A 21,583-nucleotide genomic window follows, 5' to 3' on the forward strand; every position below is an offset into this window, starting at 1 on the left:
CGCCGGAAGGAAGGGCCGCCCATGCGCAGCAGCCCGCTCGCCGAGCGCACGATCGTCGTCACCGGAGCCGCCCGCGGCGTGGGCGCGGCCCTGGCCCGCGAGGTGGCCCGGCGCGGCGCCCGGGTGGCGCTCCTCGGCCATGAGAAGACCGCCCTGGACGCGGTGGCCGCCTCGCTGCCGGGCCCGGCCCTCGCCCTGGAAGCCGATATCACCGACCTCTCGGCGCTGGAAGCCGCGGCGGCGACCGTGCGGGACCGTCTCGGCCGCCCGTCGGCCGTGGTGGCCAACGCCGGCATCGCGGAGGGCGGCTCGCTGCTCGCCTCGGACCCGGACGCCTGGCGCCGCGTGATCGACGTCAACCTGACCGGCAGCGCCCAGAGTGCCCGGGCGTTCCTGCCGGACCTGCTCGAAACGGCCGGCTACTTCCTCCAGGTCGCCTCCCTGGCGTCGATCGGTGCCGCCCCGCTGATGAGCGCCTACTGCGCCTCCAAGGCGGGCGTCGAGGCCTTCGCGCACTCCCTGCGGGCGGAGGTGGCGCATCACGGCGTCGGGGTCGGCATCGCCTACCTCAACTGGACGGACACCGACATGATCCGCGACGCCGACCGGTACGCGGTCCTGCGGGAGCTGCGTCTGCACATGCCCCCGCCGGCCCGCCGCGTGTACCCCGTGGAGGTCGTCGCCGCCCGCCTGGTCAACGGCATGGAGCGCCGCCGTACCGCCGTCTACGCCCCGGCGTGGCTGCGGCTGGCCCAGCCGATACGCCCCGCCATGCCCCCCGTGGTCCTGCGCGTCGCGCGCCGCGCACTGCCCCGCCTGGAGGCTTCGGGCCCGGTCCGCTACACCGGGCCGCTCGGCGCCGGGGGCCGGGCCGACCGCGCCGCGGCCGGGCCGGGCTCCTGACGACGGCGTCCCGGCATGGTTCGGGGCACGGCCACGCCGGTGGCGAGGCGGCGAGGCGGCGAGGCGGCCTGGTCGCCAGGTTGCCGGCGGCCAGGTGGCCCACCAGGCCGGTGGCCCGCCAGGTTGCCCACCGGGCCGGTGGCCCACCGGGCCGGTGGCCCGGCAGGCCCGGACGGGTGCGGTCATGGCGGACACTGGTCAGCAGGAGAAGGGAGGCCGACCGTGCTGACCGGAGTCCGAGACCAGCTGGGCCAGGCCCTGTTCCGCCGCGTCGCGGGGCCGGGCGGGCCCGCGACACGTGCCCGTATCCACCACACCCCCGGCCCGCGCTGGTTCGGGCCCGACCGGCCGATCCGCACGGTCCACGGCGACGCCTCGATGTTCATCGGCGGGCTGACCGCGCTGCTCCTGCAGTCGCTGCATCCCCTCGCCATGGCGGCCGTCGCCGGTCACTCCGGCTTCCGCGGCGACCCGTGGGGCCGGTTGCAGCGCACCAGCACCTTCCTGGCCGTCACGACGTACGGCACCGCCGCGGACGCCCAGCAGGCGGTCGACCACGTACGCGGCATCCACGAACGGATCCGCGGCACGACGGCGGAGGGCGTGCCGTACCACGCGGCCGATCCCCATCTGCTCGGCTGGGTGCACGCGGCCGAGACGGACAGCTTCTTGCGCGCCCACGAACGCTACGGGGCCCGGCCGCTGGACGACGCGGGCTACGACGCCTACGTCGCCGACACCGCGCGCGTCGCCGAGGCGCTGGGGGCGGTCGACCCGCCGCGCAGCCGCACCGAACTGGCCGAGTGCCTGAGGGCCTACCGGCCCGAACTGCGGGCCACGCCCGAGGCCCGGGCGGCCGCCCGCTTCCTGCTGTTCCAGCCTCCCCTGCCCTTGGCCGTCCGCCCCTTCTACGGCGGGCTGGCCGCCAACGCCGTCACCCTGCTGCCGCCCTGGGCGCGCGGCATGCTGTGGCTGCCCCGGGTCCCGGTCGTCGAGGACCTGGCCGTGCGCCCCACGGGCCGGGCCCTGACCCGGACCATCCGCTGGGCCATGACCCCGGCCCGGGAAGCCTGAACCCACGGGCGTTCGACCCGCGTCGGCAGCCACGGCAGCGCTCAGGGCCGCCACCCCAGCGCCCGCGAGATCCCCCGCGCCGCCACCCGCACCGCCGGGCCGAGGACCGCCACCTGGGCGTCGGCGTGGGGCACCACGATCGACACGGCGGCGGTCACCGTGCCGTCCGCGCCGCGCACCGGCGCGGCCACCGAGAGGGCGTCCTCCGTGACCTGACGGTCGCTCACCGCCACCCCAGACCTGCGCACCTCGGCGAGGACCCGCCGCAGCCGCTCCGGTCCGGTGATCGTGTGCGGGGTGAAGGAGGCGAGCTCGCCCGCGCAGTACTCCTTCTGGAACACCGGGTCGCCGTGGGCCAGCAGGGCGAGGCCGACCCCGGTGGCGTGCAGCGGCCAGCGGGCGCCGACGCGGATGTGCACACCCACCGCCGACCGCCCCGACAGCCACTCGATGTAGACGACGTCCCGGCCGTCCCGCACGGCCAGCTGCACGTTCTCGTGCGTCGCCTCGTACAGGTCCTCCAGGTACGGCAGCGCGATCTGCCGCAGCGCGAGGCCGCGCGGGGCCAGCGCGGCGAGTTCCCACAACCGCAGCCCGACGTGGTAGACGCCCAACTCGTCCCGCTCCAGGGCGCCCCACTCGGTGAGCGCGCCCACCAGCCGGTGCGCGGTCGTCAGGCTCAGCCCGGCCCGCCGGCTGATGTCCGTCAGGCACAGCGCCGGGTGCTCGTGGTCGAAGGCCGCGAGCACGGACAGCAGCCGGTCGGGCGCGGTGGGGGCGGTCATGGCCGGGCGTCTGTCGGGTGGGCGAGATCGTAGGGGCGGGGGTAGGTGCTCGGACGGTACGGAAGGTAGCGGGGCTCGGTCTTCGGATCCTCCGCCTTCGCACGGGAGTTGAGGGCGCCCGGCGAGGTGTCCCAGCGGCCGGTGTCCAGGCGGTGCTCCAGGGTGTGCAGGGCGGCCAGTGTCTCGCCCGGGGTGAAGGTGCAGTGGCCCGGCGCGTTCACGTACGCCTGGCGGAGGAGCCCGGCGGCGCCCGAAGCGGTGGCGGCCCGTCGGTAGGCGCTCTCCGACTGCACCGGGATCAGGGCGTCACCGGTGGTGTGGATGTTCAGCTGGGGGTCGCTGAGGCGGCCGGAGAGCACGCTGGTGTTCCGCATCCACCGCACCGCGGACGGGTCGGCGGCGACCCGGGGTGCCCGGCCCAGGGCCGAGAGGTCCGTACGCAAGGACAGTCCCGCCTCCTTGTAGAGCTCCGTCACCTCTTTGTACAGCGGGGACCGTGCGAGCATCGAGGAGTAGTCGACGCCCGTGTTCCAGGACGGGTTGCCGCCCGCCCGGCTCTCGGCCTCCTGCCGCCAGCTGAACGCGGGCAGCTGGAGCAGACCCCGTACGGCGGCGTACTGGTTGGACTGCGCGGTCTTCCAGTCGCCGGGGCCCGGCTCGGTCTGCGAGGCGTCGTTGTACCCGGGGATGTTGTGCAGGGCGGCGGCCAGGGCGATCCGGGCCCGGCCCCCGGGCGTCTGCTGGGCCGCGTCGACCTTCGAGGTGAGCGCCTTGCCGGCGGCGACCGCCTCGGCCTGGTCGGTGAACCCCGCGAGCCGCACACCGGAGTCCGGGGCGAGCAGTGTGCGCAGCGCGAACACGGGGTCCAGGGTGCTGTTCCAGTTGGCGACCCCGCCCTGCACCAGACCGCACATCGACAGCGATCCGTCGAACCGGCCGGCGTGCCGCTCGGCGAGGGTGCTGGTGACGAAGCCGCCGTACGAGGTGCCCCAGGCGAGCGTCCGCCGGGCCGCGCCGAACTTCTGGGTGAACAGGTCCAGCGTGGCGAGCTGGTCGGGCACCGCCTCGGCGATCGCCCAGCCGTTCGTCGCGTACGAGGAGCCGATCAGGGCGTACCCCTGGGCCAGCAGCTTGTCGCGTGCGGCGGAACCGGGCGCGTTCTGGGCCGGGTTGGGGGCACCGGCCGGGGAGTACCCGTGGCTGTAGAGCAGGACCGTGCCGTTCCAGGACGCGGGGACGTCCATCACGTACGCGGCGCCGGAGGAGAGCCGGCCCTCCAGGTGGGAGCCGGTGGCGGCGGCCTGCGCCGGCAGGGCGGTCGCTCCCAGGCAGAGGCAGGCGGTCAGCAGGGCGAGGCGGATCCTCAACGCGGGGTTCCTTCCAGGGCGGGGGCGGCGGTGGGGGAGTCCAGGGCGTCCGTGTGCGTCTCGCGCAGCCGCCACACGGTGACCGCGGTGACGGCCGCGCCGGCGCACAGCAACAGCGACACCGGGGTGCTGCCGCCGCCGAAGGAGGCCAGGAGGCTGCCCGCGATCAGCGGGGAGAACCCGGCGCCGATCAGGGTCGCCCCCTGGTAGCCGAGGGAGGCGCCGGTGTAGCGGACGCGGGTGCCGAACATCTCGGTGAGCAGGGCGCCCAGAGGGCCGTACATCGTCGACTGGGCGACGCCGTGACCCACGGCCAGCGCGAGGATCAGCAGGCCGGGCGAGCCGGAGTCGACCAGGGCCAGCACCGGGAACGCGAGCGCCGCCGAGGCGACGGCACCGGCGAGGACGACGGGCCGGCGCCCGACCCGGTCGGACAGGGCGGAGGCGGCGGGCAGGACGACGAGGGCCACGCAGGAGGCGACGGTCACCGCGGTCAGCACCTGCGGCCGGGTGTAGCCCTCGTCGACGGCGTAGGAGATCATGAAGCTGGTCAGCAGCGACTGGGCGGTGAAGGCGCCGATGCCCACGCAGGCGGCCAGCAGCACGGGCTTCGGGCGGCGCAGCACCTCCACGATCGGGGGCCGGCCCACCGGCTCCCTCCTGACCTGCGCGAACAGCGGGCTCTCGGCGACCTTCAGACGCACGAACAGGCCGACGGCCAGCAGCACGACGCTCAGCAGGAACGGCACCCGCCAGCCCCAGGAGCGGAAGTCGTCGTCCGGCAGCGTGGCGACGAGCGTGACCACACCGGCCGACAGTACGGATCCGAGCGGGGCGCCGAGCTGGGTGAAGCTGGACCACAGACCACGCCGGGCACCACGGGCGTGCTCGGCGTGTTCGACGACCATCAGCATCGCGCCGCCCCACTCGCCGCCGATCGCGATGCCCTGCACCACGCGCAGGGCGATCAGCAGCACCGGCGCCCAGACGCCGATGGTGTCGTACGTCGGCAGCAGGCCGATGAGGAAGCTGCCGGATCCCATCAGGACCATGGTCAGCAGCATCATCGACTTGCGGCCGATCCGGTCGCCGAAGTGCCCGAAGACGATGCCGCCGAGCGGCCGGGCGAGATAGCCGGCCGCGAACGTGCCGAACGCCGCGATGGTGCCGACGGCCGGGTCGGCCCGTGGGAAGAACAGCTCGCCGAAGACGAGCGCGGCGACGGTGCCGTAGACGAGGAAGTCGTAGAACTCGACGGTCGTGCCGAGCAGGCCGGACACGGCGACCCGGCGCAACTGCCGGGAATCGGGGGAGGGTTGGGGGGTGGACGGAGATGGCTGCACGGTGGGCTCCCTGGGGACGGGGCGCGGTTGGTCCGTGAAGTTATGCATCCATCGTGCAGCCGTCAATCATTTGCACAACATCAGTTCAGGCCGTCCTCCGCGATCCGCAGCAGCAGCGCGTGCAGCGTCTCCCGCTCGGCGGGGTCCAGCGGGCCGAGCAGTTCACCGGTCACGCGCAGGCCGTCGTCGGCGGTGTCGCGGAGGAAGTCGCGGCCGCTCTCGGACAGGACGACGATCCGGCTCCGGCGGTCGTCGGGGGAGGGGCGGCGCTCGGCGAAGCCGAGCTTCTCCAGGTCGTCGACCAGGCCGACGATCGCGCTCGGGTCGTAGCCGAGCCGCGCGCTGAGTTCGCGCTGCAGGGCGCCGTCGGTGGTGGCGAGGAAGCGCAGCACCGCGTAGTGGCGCAGGCGCAGGCCCGACTCCTGGAGGCAGGCGTTGAAGAGCTGGCCCGAGCGCAGGCCCAGGCGGTACAGCAGGTAGCCCGTGTCGGCGTGCAGGCCGCGCATCCACGGCTCGTGGGCGTCGATGGGCTTCGCGGTGACGTTCTCGCGTGTGATGACGGGCTCCCTGGGCTCGGTGCTGCTTCCTGCCGATTCCAGCATCCCGCACCCATGGGTCGGCAACAACTATTGACGTCAACAATTATTGCTCTTAGCTTCGATCTCGCAGTCGAACCCGTGCGAAGGGACCCACCCGTGTCCAGCATCGATCTCTCCGGCAAGGTCGCCGTCGTCACCGGCAGCGGTCGCGGCCTCGGCCTCGCCTACGCCCATGCCCTGGCCGCCCACGGCGCGTCCGTGGTCGTCAACGACGTCGACGAGGCGGTGGCCGAGGCGGCCGTGAAGTCCATCGCGGAAGCGGGCGGCAGGGCCGTCGCCGAAGTCGTCCCCGTCGGCACCACCGAGGCCGCCGAGCGGCTGGTGAACCGTGCGGTCGAGGAGTTCGGCCGGCTCGACGTCCTCGTCACCAACGCGGGCATCCTGCGCGACAAGGTGCTGTGGAAGATGACCGACGAGGACTTCGACGCGGTGGTCACCACCCACCTCAAGGGCACCTTCACCTGCGCCCGCGCCGCCGCCGTGCGGATGCGCGAGCAGGGCGAGGGCGGCTCGCTGATCCTGGTCGGCTCCCCGGCCGGGCAGCGCGGCAACTTCGGCCAGACGAACTACGCCGCCGCCAAGGCCGGCATCGCCGCCATGGCCCGCACCTGGTCGATGGAGCTGGGCCGCGCGAACATCACCGTCAACGCGATCGTGCCGGTCGCGGCCACCGCGATGACCGAGACCATCCCGGCCTTCGCCCCGTACATCGAGGCCATGAGGAGCGGCGAGCCGCTGCCGGACTTCCTGCGCAAGGGCGAGGGCTTCGGCACCCCCGAGGACTGCGCCGCCCTGGTCCCCTTCCTGGCGTCGGAGGCCGCCCGGGGCGTCACCGGCCAGGCCATCGGCATCGGCGGCGACAAGGTGGCACTCTGGTCGCATCCGCAGGAGATCAGGGCGGCCTACGCCGACGGCGGCTGGACCCCCGGCACCCTGGCCGACGCCTGGCCCACCTCGGTCGGTGCCGAGCTCCAGTCGGTCGGCATCCCGGCGCCGAAGTTCCCGGAGGCGTGATGGACCGCTCGATGAACGTCGACGACCTGGTCGCGATCGACGTCCACACCCACGCCGAAGTGTCCTCCCAGGGTCATTCCTCCCTCGACGACGACCTGCACGACGCCTCCTCGGCCTACTTCAAGGTCGAGGGAAAGCGGAAGCCGACGCTGGAGGAGACCGCCGCCTACTACCGCGAGCGGAACATGGCCGCCGTCATCTTCACCGTGGACGCCGAGTCCGCGACCGGCACCCCGCCCGTCCCGAACGAGGAGGTCGCCGAGGCGGCCGCCGCTAACGCCGACGTCCTCATCCCCTTCGCCTCCATCGACCCCTTCCGGGGCAGGGCGGGCGTCAGGCAGGCCCGGCGGCTGGTCGAGGAGTACGGGGTGAAGGGCTTCAAGTTCCACCCCAGCATCCAGGGGTTCTTCCCCAACGACCGGGCGGTGGCGTACGACCTGTACGAGGTGATCGAGGAGACCGGTGCGATCGCCCTCTTCCACACCGGCCAGACGGGCATCGGTGCCGGAGTCCCCGGCGGGGGCGGCATCCGGCTGAAGTACTCCAACCCCCTGCACGTGGACGACGTGGCGGCGGACTTCCCGCACCTGAAGATCATCCTGGCGCACCCGTCCTTCCCCTGGCAGGACGAGGCCCTGGCCGTCGCCACCCACAAGCCGGGCGTGCACATCGACCTGTCCGGCTGGTCGCCGAAGTACTTCCCGCCGCAGCTCGTGCAGTACGCGAACACCCTGCTGAAGGACAAGGTGCTCTTCGGCTCCGACTTCCCCGTCCTCACCCCCGACCGCTGGCTCGCCGACTTCGACAAGCTGACGATCAAGGAAGAGGTCCGGCCGAAGATCCTCAAGGAGAACGCCGCCCGCCTGCTCGGGCTGACGACACCGTAAGGGGCGTGACATGCGCAACGAGGGACTGGGGTCGTGGCCCGCACGCCGGGCCCGCAAGACCCCGCACCGCCCCGCCCTGATCCACGGCGACACGTCCGCCGACTACGGCACGCTGTACGAGCGCACCACCCGCCTGGCCCACGCCCTGCGCGCCCGGGGCGTGCGCCGCGGCGACCGCATCGCCTACCTCGGCCCGAACCATCCCTCCTACCTGGAGACCCTGTTCGCGGCCGGCACGCTCGGCGCGGTGTTCGTCCCGCTCAACATCCGCCTCGCCGGACCGGAGATCGCCTACCAGCTCGCCGACTCCGGCGCGCGGGCGCTCGTCTACGGCCCGTCCTACGCGGGTCTCGTCGCGGGCCTGCCGGGCAGCACGGACGTACGCCTCTACCTGGAGGTGGGCGGCGAGTACGAGGCGGCCGTCGCGGAGGCGTCACAGGAGCCGGTCGACGAACCGGTGGGCGCCGACGACACCTGCATCATCATGTACACCTCGGGCACGACCGGCCGCCCCAAGGGCGCCATGCTCACCCACGGCAACCTCACCTGGAACGCGGTCAACGTCCTCGTCGACACCGACCTGATCGCCGACGAACGCGCCCTGGTCTCCGCCCCGCTGTTCCACACGGCGGGTCTGAACATGCTGACGCTGCCGGTCCTGCTGAAGGGCGGCACCTGCGTCCTGGTCGACGCCTTCGACCCGGAGGCCACCTTCGACCTCATCGAACGGCACCGGATCACCTTCATGTTCGGCGTGCCCACGATGTTCGACCAGGTGGCCCGCCACCCGCGCTGGCCCGACGCCGACCTGTCCTCGCTGCGCATCCTCACCTGCGGCGGCTCCCCGGTCCCTACCCCGCTGATCACCGCCTACCAGGAGCGAGGTCTGACCTTCCTCCAGGGCTACGGCATGACCGAGGCCGCCCCCGGCACGCTGTTCCTGGACGCCGAGCACGCCGTGAGCAAGGCGGGATCGGCGGGTGTGCCGCACTTCTTCAGCGACGTCCGCGTCGTCCGGCCGGACCTCGCGCCGGCCGACGTCGGCGAGGTCGGCGAGGTCGTCGTGCGCGGCCCGCACGTCATGCCCGGCTACTGGGGGCTGCCCGAGGAGACCGCCGCCTCCTTCGCGGACGGCTGGTTCCGCAGCGGCGACGCCGCACACGTCGACGAGGACGGCTACGTCCACATCGTCGACCGCATCAAAGACATGATCATCTCGGGCGGCGAGAACGTCTACCCCGCCGAGATCGAGGACCGGCTCCTCGCCCATCCGGACATCGCCGAGTGCGCGGTGATCGGGGTGCCGGACGACAAGTGGGGCGAGGTGCCGCGCGCGGTCGTCGTACCCCGCGAGGGCGCCGTCCTCGACCCCGACGAGGTGCTCGCCTCGCTCGCGGGCCGCCTCGCCAAGTACAAGATCCCGAAGTCGGTGGTCCTCGCGGACGAACTCCCGCGCACCGCCTCCGGAAAACTCCTCAAGTCCCGTGTCCGTACCCGCTACGGCAAGCAGTAAGGATCCGCATGAGCATCACCGTCAACGGCCTCGACGAACTCAAGAAGCTCGCCGGCAGCGACCTCGGCACCAGCGAGTGGATCGAGGTGACGCAGGAGCGCATCGACACCTTCGCCGACGCCACGGGCGACCACCAGTGGATCCACGTGGACCCCGAGCGCGCCAAGGACGGCCCCTTCGGCGCCCCCATCGCGCACGGCTACCTCACGCTGTCCCTCTTCATCCCCCTGTTCACCGAGCTGCTGGACGTCCAGGGAGTGACGACGAAGGTCAACTACGGCCTCAACAAGGTGCGTTTCCCCTCACCCGTCAAGGTCGGCTCCCGCATCCGCCTCACGGCGAAGCTCGCCGAGGTCGAGGAGGTGCCGGGCGGCGTGCAGATCACCGTCGAGGGCGCCATCGAGATCGAGGGCGCCACCAAGCCCGCCGCCGTGCTGCAGAGCCTGTCGCGGTTCTACGCCTGAGGCCGCGCGGGCACCAGGTCCAGAAGGCGTTCCGAGGCGTCGCGGACGAGCGGTGAGAGCCGCTCGTGCACCGTCCGGAACGTCTTCTCGGCCTGCTCGGCCGGCCAGTCGTCCGGCAGGTGCCCGACGGGCAGCCGGGGGTCGCGCCGGACGATCTGCAACCACTCCGTCTGGAGCCGCAGCCGCAGCATGAGGGCGTCGTCGGCTTCCGGCAGGTCGTCCTCCCACGACTGCCAGCGCCGTACGAACCCCGCGTAGCGCCCGGCCAGGTCGGACAGCTCCCACGTCTCCTCGATCATCCGGCCGATGTCCGTGCCGGTGTCCGCGTGCGCCCGGAAGACCTTCACATGGGCGGACAGGCCGAGCTCGGCCACCAGGGCCGACACGTCGACCTCGCCCGGGGCGATCCACAAGCCGTTGAAGAGCGGACCGAAGCCGCTCCAGGTCAGCCGGGAGCGCAGGTCGTGCCGCTGGCGCTGCCAGGACTCCGGCAGGGAGAAGCCGAGCAGCGTCCAGGTGCCGTCCCACCGGCGGTTGACGGCACCCGTCCGCCAGATCCGCTGCTCGCCGTCGCGCAGCACCGCCTCCGAGCGCTCGGTCAGCCCGAAGTACATCCGGCGGCCCTCGCGCTGCCGGCGCAGCAGGTCACGGCCCGCCATGCGGCTCAGCGTGGAGCGCGTCGCCTGCTCGCCGATCCCGGCCCGGGCGAAGACGTCGATGACGCTTCCCGAGTACACGCACACGTCACGGCCGAGCACCTGGTCGCCCAGGAACGTCAGCATCAGGGACTGGGGCCGCAGCGGCTCTTCACCGGTCACGCGGCCCACCGTACCTCCGCTCCATCCGTCGGTGACCTGCTGGTACGCCGGGTCAGGACCCCTCGACGTCCACGAACACCGGGTTCGAGTAGAACCAGGTGTCCGCCCACGGATCACCGTCCCCGGGCGCGTGCGGGACGGGCCCGTGCGGGTCGACCGAGGCGCCGAGGTAGCCGGCGCCGTGGCGGTTGCCGTCACTGCCGCGCAGCCGGACGTAGAAGGACTCCTCGCCGGCCGTCAGGGGAACGCGCAGGGTGTAGGTGCCCTTGCGGCCTGAGACGTCCTCGGTCCGGACGACCCGCGTGTCCGGGGCCTTCCAGTCGTCGCGGTCGGCGACCGGCCCGCGCACCGCGCCGCGGATGACGTCCACATGCGCCAACTCGGGCAGGATCCCCTGCGGGTTGGGCCGGGAGGCGGTCGTCACCGTGACGTTCAGGGTGAGCCTGTCGCCCTTGCGGACCCGCAGCCGGCCGCCGAGCGTCACGCCCCGGCCTCGGTCGCGGTCCCGGGTCAGGCGGACGTCGAGCCCGTCGAGCAGATGCCCGTGGTCCAGCCAGACCCGGCCCGCGCGCATCCCCGACATGACCGCGCGGTAGCCGTACCGGGTCACGCCCACGTGGGTACGGCTGAACTGGCCGGGCCAGAAGTCGCTGCCCGGCTGCGGGGAGTCGGTGTTCACCGGGTCGGGCAGCTTCCCGGTGTTGTCGAAGGTCTGCCCGGGCCGCCAGTCGCCGTTCTTCCAGGTGTCGAAGACGATCCGGTGGGCGTCGGAGTTGGTGGTGACCGAGAACAGCCGGCCCTCGGCGAGCATCGAGTCCCACAGACCGCCGACGGTCGCGGTCGCCCAGTCGAACCCGCCGTACGTGAGGTAGGCGTCCGCGGGGTAGCCGGGCCAGGACTGCGCGGACGGCTTGTTCTCGTACTCGCCGCGGATCGAGGTGGCGCCGCGCCAGCCGGGGATGGCCGCACCCTGCGCACCGGGCGCGCCCTCCATGCCGATCATGATCTCGGGCGCCGCGTCCCGCCAGGCGCGCATCTCGTGCGGGGAGTCGATGCCGAGGCGCATCGGATGGTTGGCCAGCACCAGTACGTCGTCGACGTAGCCCGAACGACGCTGCTGGGCAAGCCACTTGACGGCCTTGACGGCGTGCGCCTCGTTGCGGGCGGTGTCCGCGTCGGCGGGTCCGCCCTTGTCGTAGGCGAGGAGCTTGCCGTCGTAGGCGCTCTCGAAGCGGGTCAGCACGTCGACCTCGTGCGGGCCGGGCGCGGTGAACACCGTGCAGTGCTCGGCGGCCGGGATGTACCACTCCAGGCCCTGGAAGATCAGCTGTCGCGGGTTCTGCGCCCGCGCCTTCAGGATCTCCCCGTGCTCCATCGCGGCCCCGAAGTCGGCGTGCCCGAAGTTGGAGTGCTCGGTGAACACCATCCAGTCCAGGCCGTACTCGGCGCCCTTCGCGGCCAGCTGGGAGAAGGTGTACTTGGCGTCGTGGCTGTAGACGGAGTGGATGTGGTGGTCGCCGACGAGGTAGGCCAGACGCGGGTCCTCACCGCCCAGCCGGCCGCTGTCACCTGCCGCCAGGGCGGGTGTCCGGGAAGTCGCCGCCGAGCCGAGGGCGAACGCGGCGCCGAACAGGCCCGCGCGGCGCAGCAGCCCGCGGCGGGAGACGCCCTGGGGATCGAGGGCATCGGGGGAGACGGACGGATCGGCCCAGACGGGCAGTTGCTGCTCGGTCATGATCGGGGCCCTTCGGGATCAGTGGTTCATGAAGGAGGTGACGGGCAGCGCCCGGGCGACGATCCGGACGTCGCCGAGCCTTCCGTGGAAGATCTGGTCGATCTTCCCGCCGTACTCGTAGCCGCCCAGCAGCCAAGGCAGTCCGACGGAGGTGACGCCGACCGCGGACGCCTTGGGGTTGCGGACCACCGGGCAGCCCTCGACGTACAGCGTGGTGTGCCTGCCGTCGTTGACGACCGCCAGGTGCCACCAGGTCTCCAGCGGAGTCTCCTGGCCCCAGTTGGTGGCGATGCCCTGCTGGTTCAGCGGGCGCATCGCCCACTGCGGCTCACGGTCGTTGGACAGCGACAGCGTGGCCAGGGGCTCGTCCGGGTCGTCGGCGGTCTTCCCGGCGGCGCCGCCCGTGCCCGTGCGGGAGACCAGACCCGACCAGGCGTTGTGGTCCGGGTCCCAGTCGGAGGGCAGTCGGTAGAACGCCTCGATGGTGTATCCGTCCTTGAAGGTGGCCCCGTTCAGCGGGGCGCCGTCGACCGTGCGCAGATAGGCGCCCTTCAGCGGGGACTTGAACCCCTGGAACTCCAGACTGCCGTGGCCCGGCTGGTCGGGGTGGTGGTCGGCCGACCAGTCCAGCGTGCCGCCGCCCACCGTGACGAGCAAGAGGTCGTTGCCCCGGCCGGACAGGTCGCGGACCGTGCCGTTCGTGCCGTGGACGGGCTCGTCGAAGCGCCAGTAGGCCATCGTGCCCGCAACGAGCAGCTTCGAGGCGGGCCGGGCCGGACGGGCGGGCACGGGCGCGAAACCGGAGAAGCGCTCCTCGAAGTCGATCTCGACGGAGAACCGGTCCGCGTCGCCGCTCAGCTCCATCTCCTGCCGCTCCAGCTCGTTGAGCCCCTTCGCGGCCCGGCCCAGGATCCACGGCGAGAGCGTCTCCACGTCGATGACGCCGCGGTCCAGGTCGAACCGGTAGAGACGGATCATCGCCGCGCCGCCGAAATATCGGTTCTGATAGTTCGTCAGATGCAGATGGACGTCGTGCCCGGCCGCGTTCTTCCGCGTCGCGCGTCCGGCGGGCCAGTAGTGCCCGCCGAGGGCCAGGAAGATCTGGTCGTGGTCCTCGATCAGCTGGTCCCACAGCTGCTGCCCGTAGTCCGACAACGTGTCGTCCTCGACGACCAGCTCGTGCGTCGTGAGGATCACCGGCGTCTTCGGGTGCTTCGCCAGGACACCCTTCGCCCATGCGTAACCCTGCGGCGACAGCCGCCAGTCCAGCGCGAGCACCAGCCACTCCCGGCCGCCCGCCTCGAACCGGTGGCAGGTGTTGTAGCCGTCCGGGGAGGCGCCGCCGAACGTCGGCTTCCCCTCGAACCGCCGCGGCCCGAAGGCGTCCAGATACGCCGTGGCGCCGCGCTGGTCGGTCGTCGACGACTTCACGTCGTGGTTGCCCGCCAGCACGCTGTAGCCGACACCCTGCCGGTCCAGCAGCCGGAACGCCTCACCGATCGCGGCGAACTCCTCCTTCGTGCCGTTCTGCGTGAGGTCGCCGAGGTGGGAGAGGAAGACGATGTTCTCCTCCCCGCCGTGCTCCAGCAGGTAGCGCAGCGACGCCTCCACCGGAGCCCTGTCGATGCTCGGACCGTCGAAGAGGTACTGCGTGTCCGGCATCACCGCGAGCGTGAAGCGGCGGCTGCGCGGATCGGGACGCCGGCTCGCGGGCGCCGCCTGCGCGGTGACGGCCGGGAATGCGCTCACTGCGACGGCGGTCGCGCCGAGCAGCGCGGTGGCGCGGAGGAAACCGCGTCTTCCGGCACCGGCCTGGGGCGCTTCGCCCGGGTCGTGGTCGTGCGAAACGCACATGGGTGCTCCATGGGGTGACTGAGAGGGGTGAAGGGTGTGACGGAGAGGAGAGGGGAGGAGGTCTCAGAGAACGCGCAGCGTCCAGCTCCAGCGGTGGACGCCGGCCGGCACCAGATAGGAGGCGAAGGTGTCGGGCCCGCACGACGCCGTGCCGAGCCCGCGGTGCGCCGCGTCGATGTGCACCACGCACCCGGCCCGCGGCACCAGTTCGTCGTGATGCGCGACGGCGGCCAGGTCGGCGGCGCGATGCCGGGTCACGGACACCTGACGGGGCCGGTCCAGCCGCACCGCGAGACCGGTGGCGTCGGGCGCGGACAGGGTGAACCGGCGCACACCGTGCCGTCCGCCGCTCTCCTGAGGCCGCAGATGCGGCGTGAACAGCTCGTCCACCGGGAGGCTGTGGTGGCCGACCGGCGCGCCCGCGGCCCGGTCCGGATACGACTCCCAGGGGCCCTGCCCGAACCACTCGAGGAGGTTCAGTCCGGCGGCCGTCTCGAACACGGTCCCCACCCGGGCCACGTCGTACAGCGCCTCGGGCAGTTCGGCGCACTCCTCGACGAACAGCCCGTCCGTCACGGCCGTCAGCACCTGCTCGTGCCGGACGGTCCCGCCCGCGCAGAGGTAGTCGGACACCACGGCCACGCGGCCCGGTTCGCGCCGTACGGAGACGACCCTGCGGGCGGGCGCGTCCAGCCCCCAGTCCCGCCAGCGGGCCGCCATGCCGCCCAGTTCGTCGTTGTCGGTCGGCGCCCGCCACAGTGACAGCGTGGGCGCGGCCGTCAGCAGCGGATGGACCAGCAGCCCGTCCTCGTCGACCTCGACCGTGCCGTCCGGGACCCGGGTGTGCGCCGGCGGGAGTGCCGCCCGCAACCGCACCTGCGGCAGGCACACGACAGTGCCGCGCGGCGCCCACGGCTCGTCCCGGGCCGTCGTGACCCGCAGCGTCAGCCACGCCTCGCCGCCGTCCTCCGGCAGCGCGAGCGGCAGCGGCACCGAGGCCGTCTCGCCGGGCCGCAGCTCGGGCAGCTCGGCCGGAGCCGTCAGGGTCGTGCCGTCCGCGAGGGACAGCTCCCACTCGCCGGCCAGCCAGTCCAGGCCCCTGAAGTGCTGGTGGTTGCCCAGGACCACGCCCTCGTGCCGGAAGGACTCGATCCGCACCGGCGCGGCGATCTCCCGATGCTCGAACATCACGGGCTTGGGAGTGCGGTCGGGAAAGACGACCCCGTCGGCGATGAAGGCGCCGTCGTGGTCGGTCTCACCGAAGTCGCCGCCGTACGCCCAGCGATGACCGGGCGCGGCGACACCGTTGTCATACAGCCCGGCGCCCCCACGCCCGGCCGGTCTGCCGTCGTTCACACGCTGGAGGATGCCGTGGTCCCAGAACTCCCAGATGAACCCGCCCTGAAGACCCGGGGTGGTCTCGATGGCCTCCCAATGGTCCGCCAGCGTGCCGTTGCTGTTGCCCATGGCGTGCGAGTACTCGCACTGGACGAGCGGCTTGGTCTGGGTGCCGGACATGGCGTGGGCCAGGCAGTCCTCCAGCGGCGCGTACATCGGGCAGGCGATGTCGGAGGCCACGTCCGGATCGGCCCAGCCGCGCTTGGCGGCCCCCTCGTACTGCACCGGCCGGGTCGGGTCGTGGCGGCGTACCCAGCCCGCCGCCGCGTCGTGGTTCGCGCCGTAGTCGGACTCGTTGCCCAGCGACCAGATGATGACGGACGGGTGGTTCTTGTCCCGCAGCACCATCCGTGAGACCCGGTCCACGAAGGCGCTCAGGTAACGCGGGTCGTCGGCGACCTCGTGGGCGTGGTCGTGGGACTCGATGTCCGCCTCGTCGACGACGTAGAACCCGAGCTCGTCCGCCAGGTCGTACAGGGCCGGGTCGTTCGGGTAGTGCGCGGTGCGGATCGCGTTGAAGCCGAACCGTTTCAGCAGGACGAGGTCCGCGCGCATGTCGTCGGACGTCACCGTCCGCCCGGTCAGCGGGTGGAAGTCGTGCCGGTTGACGCCCCGGATGAACACGCGCTCGCCGTTGACCAGCAGGTCCCGGCCGCTGATCGTCACGTCGCGGAAGCCGACCCGGTGCCGGGAGGTGTCGGCGATCGTGCCGTCGGCTCGGTGCAGGCGGACGGTCAGGCCGTACAGCTCGGGTGTCTCGGCGTTCCAGGTGCGCACCGCCGGCACGGTGGCGCGCAGCCGGGCCTCGCCGAGGAAGCCGGAGACCCGCTCGTCCTCGGCGTTGGCGCGGTCGAACTCCGCGTCCTGCGTGAGCAGGTGCCCCTCCAGCTCCCCGCTGACGTACCAGCCCTCGGGCAGCGCCCCGCCCGTGTCCCGCACCCGGCAGTCCACCAGCAGGTCGCCGTCCCGCCGGGCCCGCACGGTCACGTCCGCGAGGTGCAGCGGGTCGACGGCGTACAGCAGCACCGAGCGGGTGATCCCGCCGTGCCACCACTGGTCCTGGTCCTCGATGTGCGAGGCGTCCGACCACTTCACCACGGTCAGGCGCACGGTGGCCCGCTCCCCGGGGCGCGCCAGGCCCGTCAGATCGAACTCGGCGGCCAGGTGCGAGTCCTTGGAGATCCCGACGGGCCGCCCGTCCACGTGCACCAGCAGCACGCTCTCGGCGGCCCCGACCTGAAGCACGATCCGCCGCCCGGCCCACTCGGCGGGCACGTCCACGGAACGCTCGTACACCCCGGTCGGGTCGGCGGCGGGCACGTGCGGCGGGAACTCGGCGAACGGCATGCGGACGTTCAGATACCGCGGGAGATCGTCCGTGCCCTGCACGGTCCAGACACCGGGGACGTACGACGACGACCAGACCTCCCCGAGCGGGGCGTCGGGCGCGGGCAGCAGCTGGAAGCGCCAGTCGCCGTCGAGCACGACGGCTCCGGGGCGCCGGTCGACGGCGTTCATCGGCAGCCGGCCCCAGGAGGTCACCTCGGGGGCCTCCCAGGGACGCAGGGCGATCAGGGGATCGGGACGTTCGTCGGTCATGACCATTCCGAAGTCGGTGCGATGGGGCGGGGCAGGACGCGGCCCTGAAGCCCCCAGGCGGGGTCGACGGGGATGCCGAGTCGGTCCAGGGCGGTGGGGGCGATGTCGACGAGGCGGGGCCCGTCGAGCCGGGTGCTCACGGGCCCGCGGGGCGCGTCGAGCGGGGTGCCTTCGGACCCGCCGGGTTCGGTGAGCCGGAGGCCTCCGGGGCCGTCGGACTCGGCGAGGATGACGAAGACCTCCCGTTCGGCACGCGAGTCGCCACCGTGGCCGCCGGAGTCGAGGTGGCCGTGGTCGGTGGTGATCAGCACGGTCCAGCGCTCCCGGGCGCGGCCGGGAGCCGACGCTCGGGCCTCGATCGCGTCCAGCAGGTGCCCGAGGTGGGTGTCCTGTGCGTGGAGGGCCCGGTCGTAGGCGGGGGAGAGGGGGCCGGTGGCATGGCCGGCCTCGTCGGTGGCGCCGAAGTACACGAACATGACGTCCGGGTCGGACTTGGTGAGCCAGCGCAGGGCGGTGCGGGCGACGCGGCGGTCCGCGGTCTCGTAGCCCCTGGATTCGCCGTTGTAGCGCACCCGCCGGCCGATGGCCCGGCCGAGGGTGCCCCGGCGGACCAGGGCCGGCCAGGACACCGCGGCGGCCGTGCGCAGACCGGGCCGGGCGGTGGCGGCGCGGGTCAGGAAGTCGGGGTAGCGGGGGTAGTCGGCACCCTTGAAATCGTTGCCGGTGACGCCGTGGCGGTCGGGCCACACCCCGGTGAGGATGCTCGACCAGCCGGGGCCGGAGTCGGTGTAGGCCGTGCCGGACGAGGTCTCGTCGTCGGATCGGCCGTAGGGCAGCAGGCTCGTGCCGACGGTGCCGTGGGCCATCAGGGCGTGCAGAACCGGGGCGTTGGCGGGTGAGCGGGTCAGTCGGTCGTGGCGGAGGCCGTCCATGCCGACGACGAGTACCTTGGGGCGTCGGGCCTCGGTGTTGACGTCCGTCACGGGGGTGCCTCCCTGGTGCGACCACTACGAGCTCGGGACCGGCTGCCGGTTCTTGGCTGCGCGTCCGACGTGGCCGGTCGCGCAGTTCCCCGCGCCCCTTCCGGGGCGCGTCAACTGCCCTGTACCGCCCCCTCCGTGGCGCCCGCGATGAAGCCGCGGGCGAAGAGCGTGAAGACGACGACCAGGGGCACGGACGCCATGAGCACACCGGCCATGACCATGCTGTAGTCGGTGGTGTGGCCGACGTGGAGCTGGGCGAGCGCCACTTGAAGGGTGAGGTGGCCGGGGTCGTTGAGGACGATCAGCGGCCAGATGTAGTCGTTCCAGGCGCCGACGAAGGCGTAGATGGCGAGGAAGGACAGCGCGGGCCTGATCATCGGCAGCACGATGTTCCAGTACTGGCGGAAGAATCCCGCGCCGTCGATGCGCGCGGCGTCGAGCAGTTCGTCCGGCACGCCGTTCTCGATGTACTGGCGCAGCCAGAAGATGCCGAAGGCGTTGGCGAGGGCGGGCAGGACCAGGGCCTTGAGCGTGCCGACCCAGCCGATGTCGGACATGAGGATGAACTGCGGCAGGACGGCCAGTTGGAGCGGCAGCATCATGAACCCCACCAGCAGGGCGAACAGCGCCCTGCGGCCGGGGAAGTCGAACTTGGCGAAGACGAAAGCCGCCAGGGAGTCGACGAACAGGACCAGGACGGTCGTGACGGTCGCGACGACGAGCGTGTTCAGCATCGACCCGAAGAAGTCGATGGTGTCGAGCACGTGCCGGACGTTCTCCAGCAGGTGGGAACCGAAGGTCAGCTTCGGCGGGCTCTTGTAGATGTCCTCGGTGGTGTTCGTCGCCATGACGATCGTCCACATGAACGGGAACACCGAGATCAGGACGGCCAGGCCGAGGACGATGTGCGCGGTCAGGCCCCTGGGACGCCGGGACCGCCTCGGGAGCACTGGGGTCATGACTTCCTCCCGCGCTGGACGACACGCCAGTTGATGACGACCAGCACCATGATCAGTACGAAGAAGGCCCACACGATGGCCGCGCCGTAGCCGTAGTCGTTGTTCACGAAGGCCGACTGGTAGAAGTACAGGAGCGTGGTCAGGCCCGCCTGGCCGGGGCCGCCGAGGTTGGGGTTGGCGGCGTTGCTGCCGAACAGGACCTGGGGTTCGCTGAAGCTCTGCAGGCCGTTGATGGTCGAGATGACGACGGTGAACAGGATGATGGGCCGCATGATCGGCACGGTGATCCGGAAGAACGTGCGGATCGGTCCGGCCCCGTCCAGCTTGGCCGCCTCGTAGATCTGGGTGGGGATGGCCTGCAGGCCCGCCAGGTAGATGATCATGTTGTAGCCGGTCCACATCCAGGTCATCAGCAGCGCGATGACCAGTTTGATCAGCCACGGATTGCTCAGCCACGCAACGGGTGGGATGCCGACCGTGCCCAGGATCGCGTTGACCAGGCCGAAGTTGTTGCTGAACACCGCGCCGAAGAAGATCGACACGGCGACGATCGAGGTGACGTTCGGTATGTACAGGGCGATGCGGTAGAAGCCCTTGAAGCGGCGCACCGAATGCAGCAGCGTCGCCAGCACGAGGGCGCCGAACAGGGTGGGGACGGTGGACAGCACCCAGATCACCAGGGTGTTGCGGATCGACAGCCAGAAGACCGGGTCGTCCCACAGGAACCGGAACTGCTGCAGGCCCACGAACTGCACCGTGCCCAGGCCGTCCCAGCGCTGGAAGGAGAGGTAGAGCGAGTAGAAGACCGGGAAGAACGAGAAGACGCCGAAGATCAGGAAGAAGGGCGAGATCGCCAGGTACTGCCGCCAGTGCGACAGCACTCCGCGGCGCCCTGGCCGCACGGTGTCCGCGGGCGGCGTGCGCCGCGGGCGGAAGCGGGCCGGGCCGGGCCCGCCGTGGTGCCGGGGCACCGCGGCGGAACCGGTGACCGGAGGTGAAGCCATCGCTCAGCTCACCCCCTGCCGCCGGGCGATCTGCTTGGCCTGACCGACCGCGTCCTTCCAGGCGTCGTCGGGCTTCTTGCCCTTGGCCTCGATGCTGGACAGCTCGGTCATGAAAGGCGCCATGACGGCGGCGTCGGCGGGTGCCTCGTAGCTGGACGGGATGGCCTTGGCGGCAGGACCGAAGACCTCGATGATCTTCTGCCCGCCGAAGAACGGGTCACCGCCCGTCATGGCCGACATGGAGTAGGCCGCCGGTGCGGCGGGGAAGATGGCGGCGTCGGTGAAGCCGCGGGCGTCGTTCTCCGGGCTGAGGATCCAGCTGATGATCTTGAACGCCTCTTCGGGGTTCCGGCACTGCTTGGGCAGGGCCAGATAGGAGCCGCCCTGGTTGGCCGGTCCACCGGGCATCGCGCAGACCCGCCACTTGCCCTTGGTCTTCGGGGCCGCCTGCTCGATGTCCAGGGCGTGCCAGGCGGCTCCGAGTTCGGTGGTCAGGGTCTTGCCGACGGCGGCGTTCCAGGTGTTGTCGTTGATCTTGGCGTCGAGACCGAGGGTGTAGGGACGGACCGCCGTGGTCCACGCCTTGCGGATGTGGTCCTGGTCGCCGATGAAGCGGTTGTCCTTGTCGATGAACCGCTCGGTGCCCTGTCCGACCGCCATGTTGAAGACCGAGCCGATGTTGTTCACCAGGTAGGTGCCCGGCACCTTCCTGTGCAGTTCGGTGCCGAGCGCGAAGTACTCCTCCCAGGTTCCGGCCCGGGCGGCGACCTTGTCGGGGTCGGTGGGCAGCCCGGCCTTGTCGAACAGGTCCGCTCGGTAGAAGAGGGCGGTCGGACCGATGTCGATCGGGAAACCGATCTGCTTGCCGTCCTCGGTCCGGGCGAGCTTGGTCTTCCAGTCCAGGTACTGGGACGCGATCTTCTTGAAGCCGAGGTCGTTCAGATCGAGGAAGCGGCCGGCGTTGGGCAGGAAGGACGCCATGTCCTCGCCCTTGATGCCGGTGATGTCGGGCACGGAGGCGCCCGCGGCGAGAGTGGTGGTCAGCTTCTGCTTGAAGTCGCCGCCTATGGAGGCGGCGGTCAGCTTCACCTGGCCGCTGAAGTGCGTCTTGGCCTCGGCGACCACCTTGTCGCTGAGCGCGCCTCCCCAGTACCACAAGGTGAGGTTCTTGCCGTTCTTGCTGCCGGCCGATCCGGATCCGCCGCCGCATGCGACGGTCAGACCGGAGGCGGCCGCGGTGAGCGCGGCGGCCTGGAGGAAGCCTCTACGAGAAAGGTCCACGGG

General features: G+C 71.8%; 18 protein-coding genes. 6 read left to right on the forward strand and 12 right to left on the reverse strand.

The annotated features are described in order from the left end of the window. The first annotated feature begins 21 nt into the window (after positions 1-21). Positions 22-903 (forward strand): SDR family oxidoreductase, encoded by an 882-nt coding sequence (locus FDO69_RS19120; RefSeq protein WP_104781051.1) that lies wholly within the window; start codon positions 22-24, stop codon positions 901-903. A gap of 222 nt (positions 904-1,125) precedes the next feature. Continuing rightward, the gene (locus FDO69_RS19125) at positions 1,126-1,977 is read left to right on the forward strand and encodes an oxygenase MpaB family protein (protein WP_104781052.1); all 852 of its coding nucleotides are present in this window, start codon (positions 1,126-1,128) and stop codon (positions 1,975-1,977) included. A 41-nt stretch (positions 1,978-2,018) separates the two neighbouring features. On the opposite strand, the gene FDO69_RS19130 is transcribed toward FDO69_RS19125, so the two are convergent. The 4 genes from FDO69_RS19130 to FDO69_RS19145 all read right to left on the reverse strand — a co-directional run bounded on the left by FDO69_RS19130 (position 2,019) and on the right by FDO69_RS19145 (position 5,978). After that, positions 2,019-2,762, reverse strand: a complete 744-nt coding sequence (locus FDO69_RS19130) for an IclR family transcriptional regulator (protein WP_104781053.1) — start codon at positions 2,760-2,762, stop codon at positions 2,019-2,021. Next, positions 2,759-4,129 (reverse strand): alpha/beta hydrolase family protein, encoded by a 1,371-nt coding sequence (locus FDO69_RS19135; RefSeq protein WP_104781054.1) that lies wholly within the window; start codon positions 4,127-4,129, stop codon positions 2,759-2,761. Before FDO69_RS19135 ends, FDO69_RS19130 begins: the two co-directional genes overlap by 4 nt. Beyond that, entirely contained in the window at positions 4,126-5,472 is a 1,347-nt protein-coding gene (locus tag FDO69_RS19140; RefSeq protein ID WP_104781055.1) for an MFS transporter, read from the reverse strand. The genes FDO69_RS19135 and FDO69_RS19140 overlap by 4 nt, the downstream gene beginning before the upstream one ends. An 80-nt stretch (positions 5,473-5,552) precedes the next feature. Next, on the reverse strand, positions 5,553-5,978 hold the full coding sequence (locus tag FDO69_RS19145) for a MarR family winged helix-turn-helix transcriptional regulator (RefSeq protein WP_104781109.1): 426 nt from the start codon (positions 5,976-5,978) through the stop codon (positions 5,553-5,555). A 189-nt stretch (positions 5,979-6,167) separates the two neighbouring features. Here FDO69_RS19145 and FDO69_RS19150 point away from each other — a divergent pair, with 189 nt between their 5' ends. From FDO69_RS19150 to FDO69_RS19165, 4 genes are read left to right on the forward strand one after another with little or no spacing between them, the layout of a single operon-like run. After that, the gene (locus FDO69_RS19150) at positions 6,168-7,085 is read left to right on the forward strand and encodes an SDR family NAD(P)-dependent oxidoreductase (RefSeq protein ID WP_104781056.1); all 918 of its coding nucleotides are present in this window, start codon (positions 6,168-6,170) and stop codon (positions 7,083-7,085) included. 11 nt (positions 7,086-7,096) lie between these two features. Next, on the forward strand, positions 7,097-7,972 hold the full coding sequence (locus tag FDO69_RS19155; RefSeq protein ID WP_104781110.1) for an amidohydrolase family protein: 876 nt from the start codon (positions 7,097-7,099) through the stop codon (positions 7,970-7,972). Between the two features lie 10 nt (positions 7,973-7,982). Continuing rightward, on the forward strand, positions 7,983-9,485 hold the full coding sequence (locus FDO69_RS19160; protein WP_104781057.1) for an acyl-CoA synthetase: 1,503 nt from the start codon (positions 7,983-7,985) through the stop codon (positions 9,483-9,485). Positions 9,486-9,493: 8 nt separating this feature from the next. Further along, a complete protein-coding gene (locus FDO69_RS19165) occupies positions 9,494-9,949 on the forward strand; it encodes a MaoC family dehydratase (RefSeq protein ID WP_097221949.1) in 456 nt (151 codons plus the stop codon). Here FDO69_RS19165 and FDO69_RS19170 read toward each other — a convergent pair. From FDO69_RS19170 to FDO69_RS19205, 8 genes are all read right to left on the reverse strand, one after another. Continuing rightward, the gene (locus tag FDO69_RS19170) at positions 9,940-10,767 is read right to left on the reverse strand and encodes a PaaX family transcriptional regulator (protein ID WP_104781111.1); all 828 of its coding nucleotides are present in this window, start codon (positions 10,765-10,767) and stop codon (positions 9,940-9,942) included. The two genes, FDO69_RS19165 and FDO69_RS19170, sit on opposite strands and share 10 nt — an antisense overlap. A 52-nt stretch (positions 10,768-10,819) precedes the next feature. Continuing rightward, positions 10,820-12,502: a PHP domain-containing protein gene (locus FDO69_RS19175; RefSeq protein WP_104781058.1), complete on the reverse strand. Its 1,683-nt coding sequence runs from the start codon at positions 12,500-12,502 to the stop codon at positions 10,820-10,822. An 18-nt stretch (positions 12,503-12,520) separates the two neighbouring features. Next, positions 12,521-14,356, reverse strand: a complete 1,836-nt coding sequence (locus FDO69_RS19180) for a LamG-like jellyroll fold domain-containing protein (RefSeq protein WP_104781059.1) — start codon at positions 14,354-14,356, stop codon at positions 12,521-12,523. Between the two features lie 63 nt (positions 14,357-14,419). Next, positions 14,420-17,353 (reverse strand): glycoside hydrolase family 2 TIM barrel-domain containing protein, encoded by a 2,934-nt coding sequence (locus FDO69_RS19185; protein ID WP_104781060.1) that lies wholly within the window; start codon positions 17,351-17,353, stop codon positions 14,420-14,422. Beyond that, positions 17,350-18,336 (reverse strand): alkaline phosphatase family protein, encoded by a 987-nt coding sequence (locus tag FDO69_RS19190; protein WP_267896246.1) that lies wholly within the window; start codon positions 18,334-18,336, stop codon positions 17,350-17,352. The genes FDO69_RS19185 and FDO69_RS19190 overlap by 4 nt, the downstream gene beginning before the upstream one ends. A 110-nt stretch (positions 18,337-18,446) precedes the next feature. Continuing rightward, on the reverse strand, positions 18,447-19,295 hold the full coding sequence (locus FDO69_RS19195) for a carbohydrate ABC transporter permease (protein WP_104781061.1): 849 nt from the start codon (positions 19,293-19,295) through the stop codon (positions 18,447-18,449). After that, the gene (locus tag FDO69_RS19200) at positions 19,292-20,176 is read right to left on the reverse strand and encodes a carbohydrate ABC transporter permease (protein ID WP_104781113.1); all 885 of its coding nucleotides are present in this window, start codon (positions 20,174-20,176) and stop codon (positions 19,292-19,294) included. Before FDO69_RS19200 ends, FDO69_RS19195 begins: the two co-directional genes overlap by 4 nt. 126 nt (positions 20,177-20,302) lie before the next feature. Continuing rightward, positions 20,303-21,580 (reverse strand): ABC transporter substrate-binding protein, encoded by a 1,278-nt coding sequence (locus FDO69_RS19205; RefSeq protein ID WP_104781062.1) that lies wholly within the window; start codon positions 21,578-21,580, stop codon positions 20,303-20,305. Positions 21,581-21,583: the final 3 nt, after the last annotated feature.

The sequence above is a fragment of the Streptomyces tibetensis genome, assembly GCF_007655005.1.
Taxonomy (GTDB): domain Bacteria; phylum Actinomycetota; class Actinomycetes; order Streptomycetales; family Streptomycetaceae; genus Streptomyces; species Streptomyces tibetensis.

Coding starts and splice junctions, on each gene's coding strand:
- FDO69_RS19120 (WP_104781051.1), top strand. CDS start 22: ATGCGCAGCAGCCCGCTCGCCGAGCGCACGATCGTCGTCACCGGAGCC.
- FDO69_RS19130 (WP_104781053.1), bottom strand. CDS start 2,762: ATGACCGCCCCCACCGCGCCCGACCGGCTGCTGTCCGTGCTCGCGGCC.
- FDO69_RS19185 (WP_104781060.1), bottom strand. CDS start 17,353: ATGACCGACGAACGTCCCGATCCCCTGATCGCCCTGCGTCCCTGGGAG.
- FDO69_RS19165 (WP_097221949.1), top strand. CDS start 9,494: ATGAGCATCACCGTCAACGGCCTCGACGAACTCAAGAAGCTCGCCGGC.
- FDO69_RS19175 (WP_104781058.1), bottom strand. CDS start 12,502: ATGACCGAGCAGCAACTGCCCGTCTGGGCCGATCCGTCCGTCTCCCCC.
- FDO69_RS19155 (WP_104781110.1), top strand. CDS start 7,097: ATGAACGTCGACGACCTGGTCGCGATCGACGTCCACACCCACGCCGAA.
- FDO69_RS19160 (WP_104781057.1), top strand. CDS start 7,983: ATGCGCAACGAGGGACTGGGGTCGTGGCCCGCACGCCGGGCCCGCAAG.
- FDO69_RS19145 (WP_104781109.1), bottom strand. CDS start 5,978: ATGCGCGGCCTGCACGCCGACACGGGCTACCTGCTGTACCGCCTGGGC.
- FDO69_RS19180 (WP_104781059.1), bottom strand. CDS start 14,356: ATGTGCGTTTCGCACGACCACGACCCGGGCGAAGCGCCCCAGGCCGGT.
- FDO69_RS19195 (WP_104781061.1), bottom strand. CDS start 19,295: ATGACCCCAGTGCTCCCGAGGCGGTCCCGGCGTCCCAGGGGCCTGACC.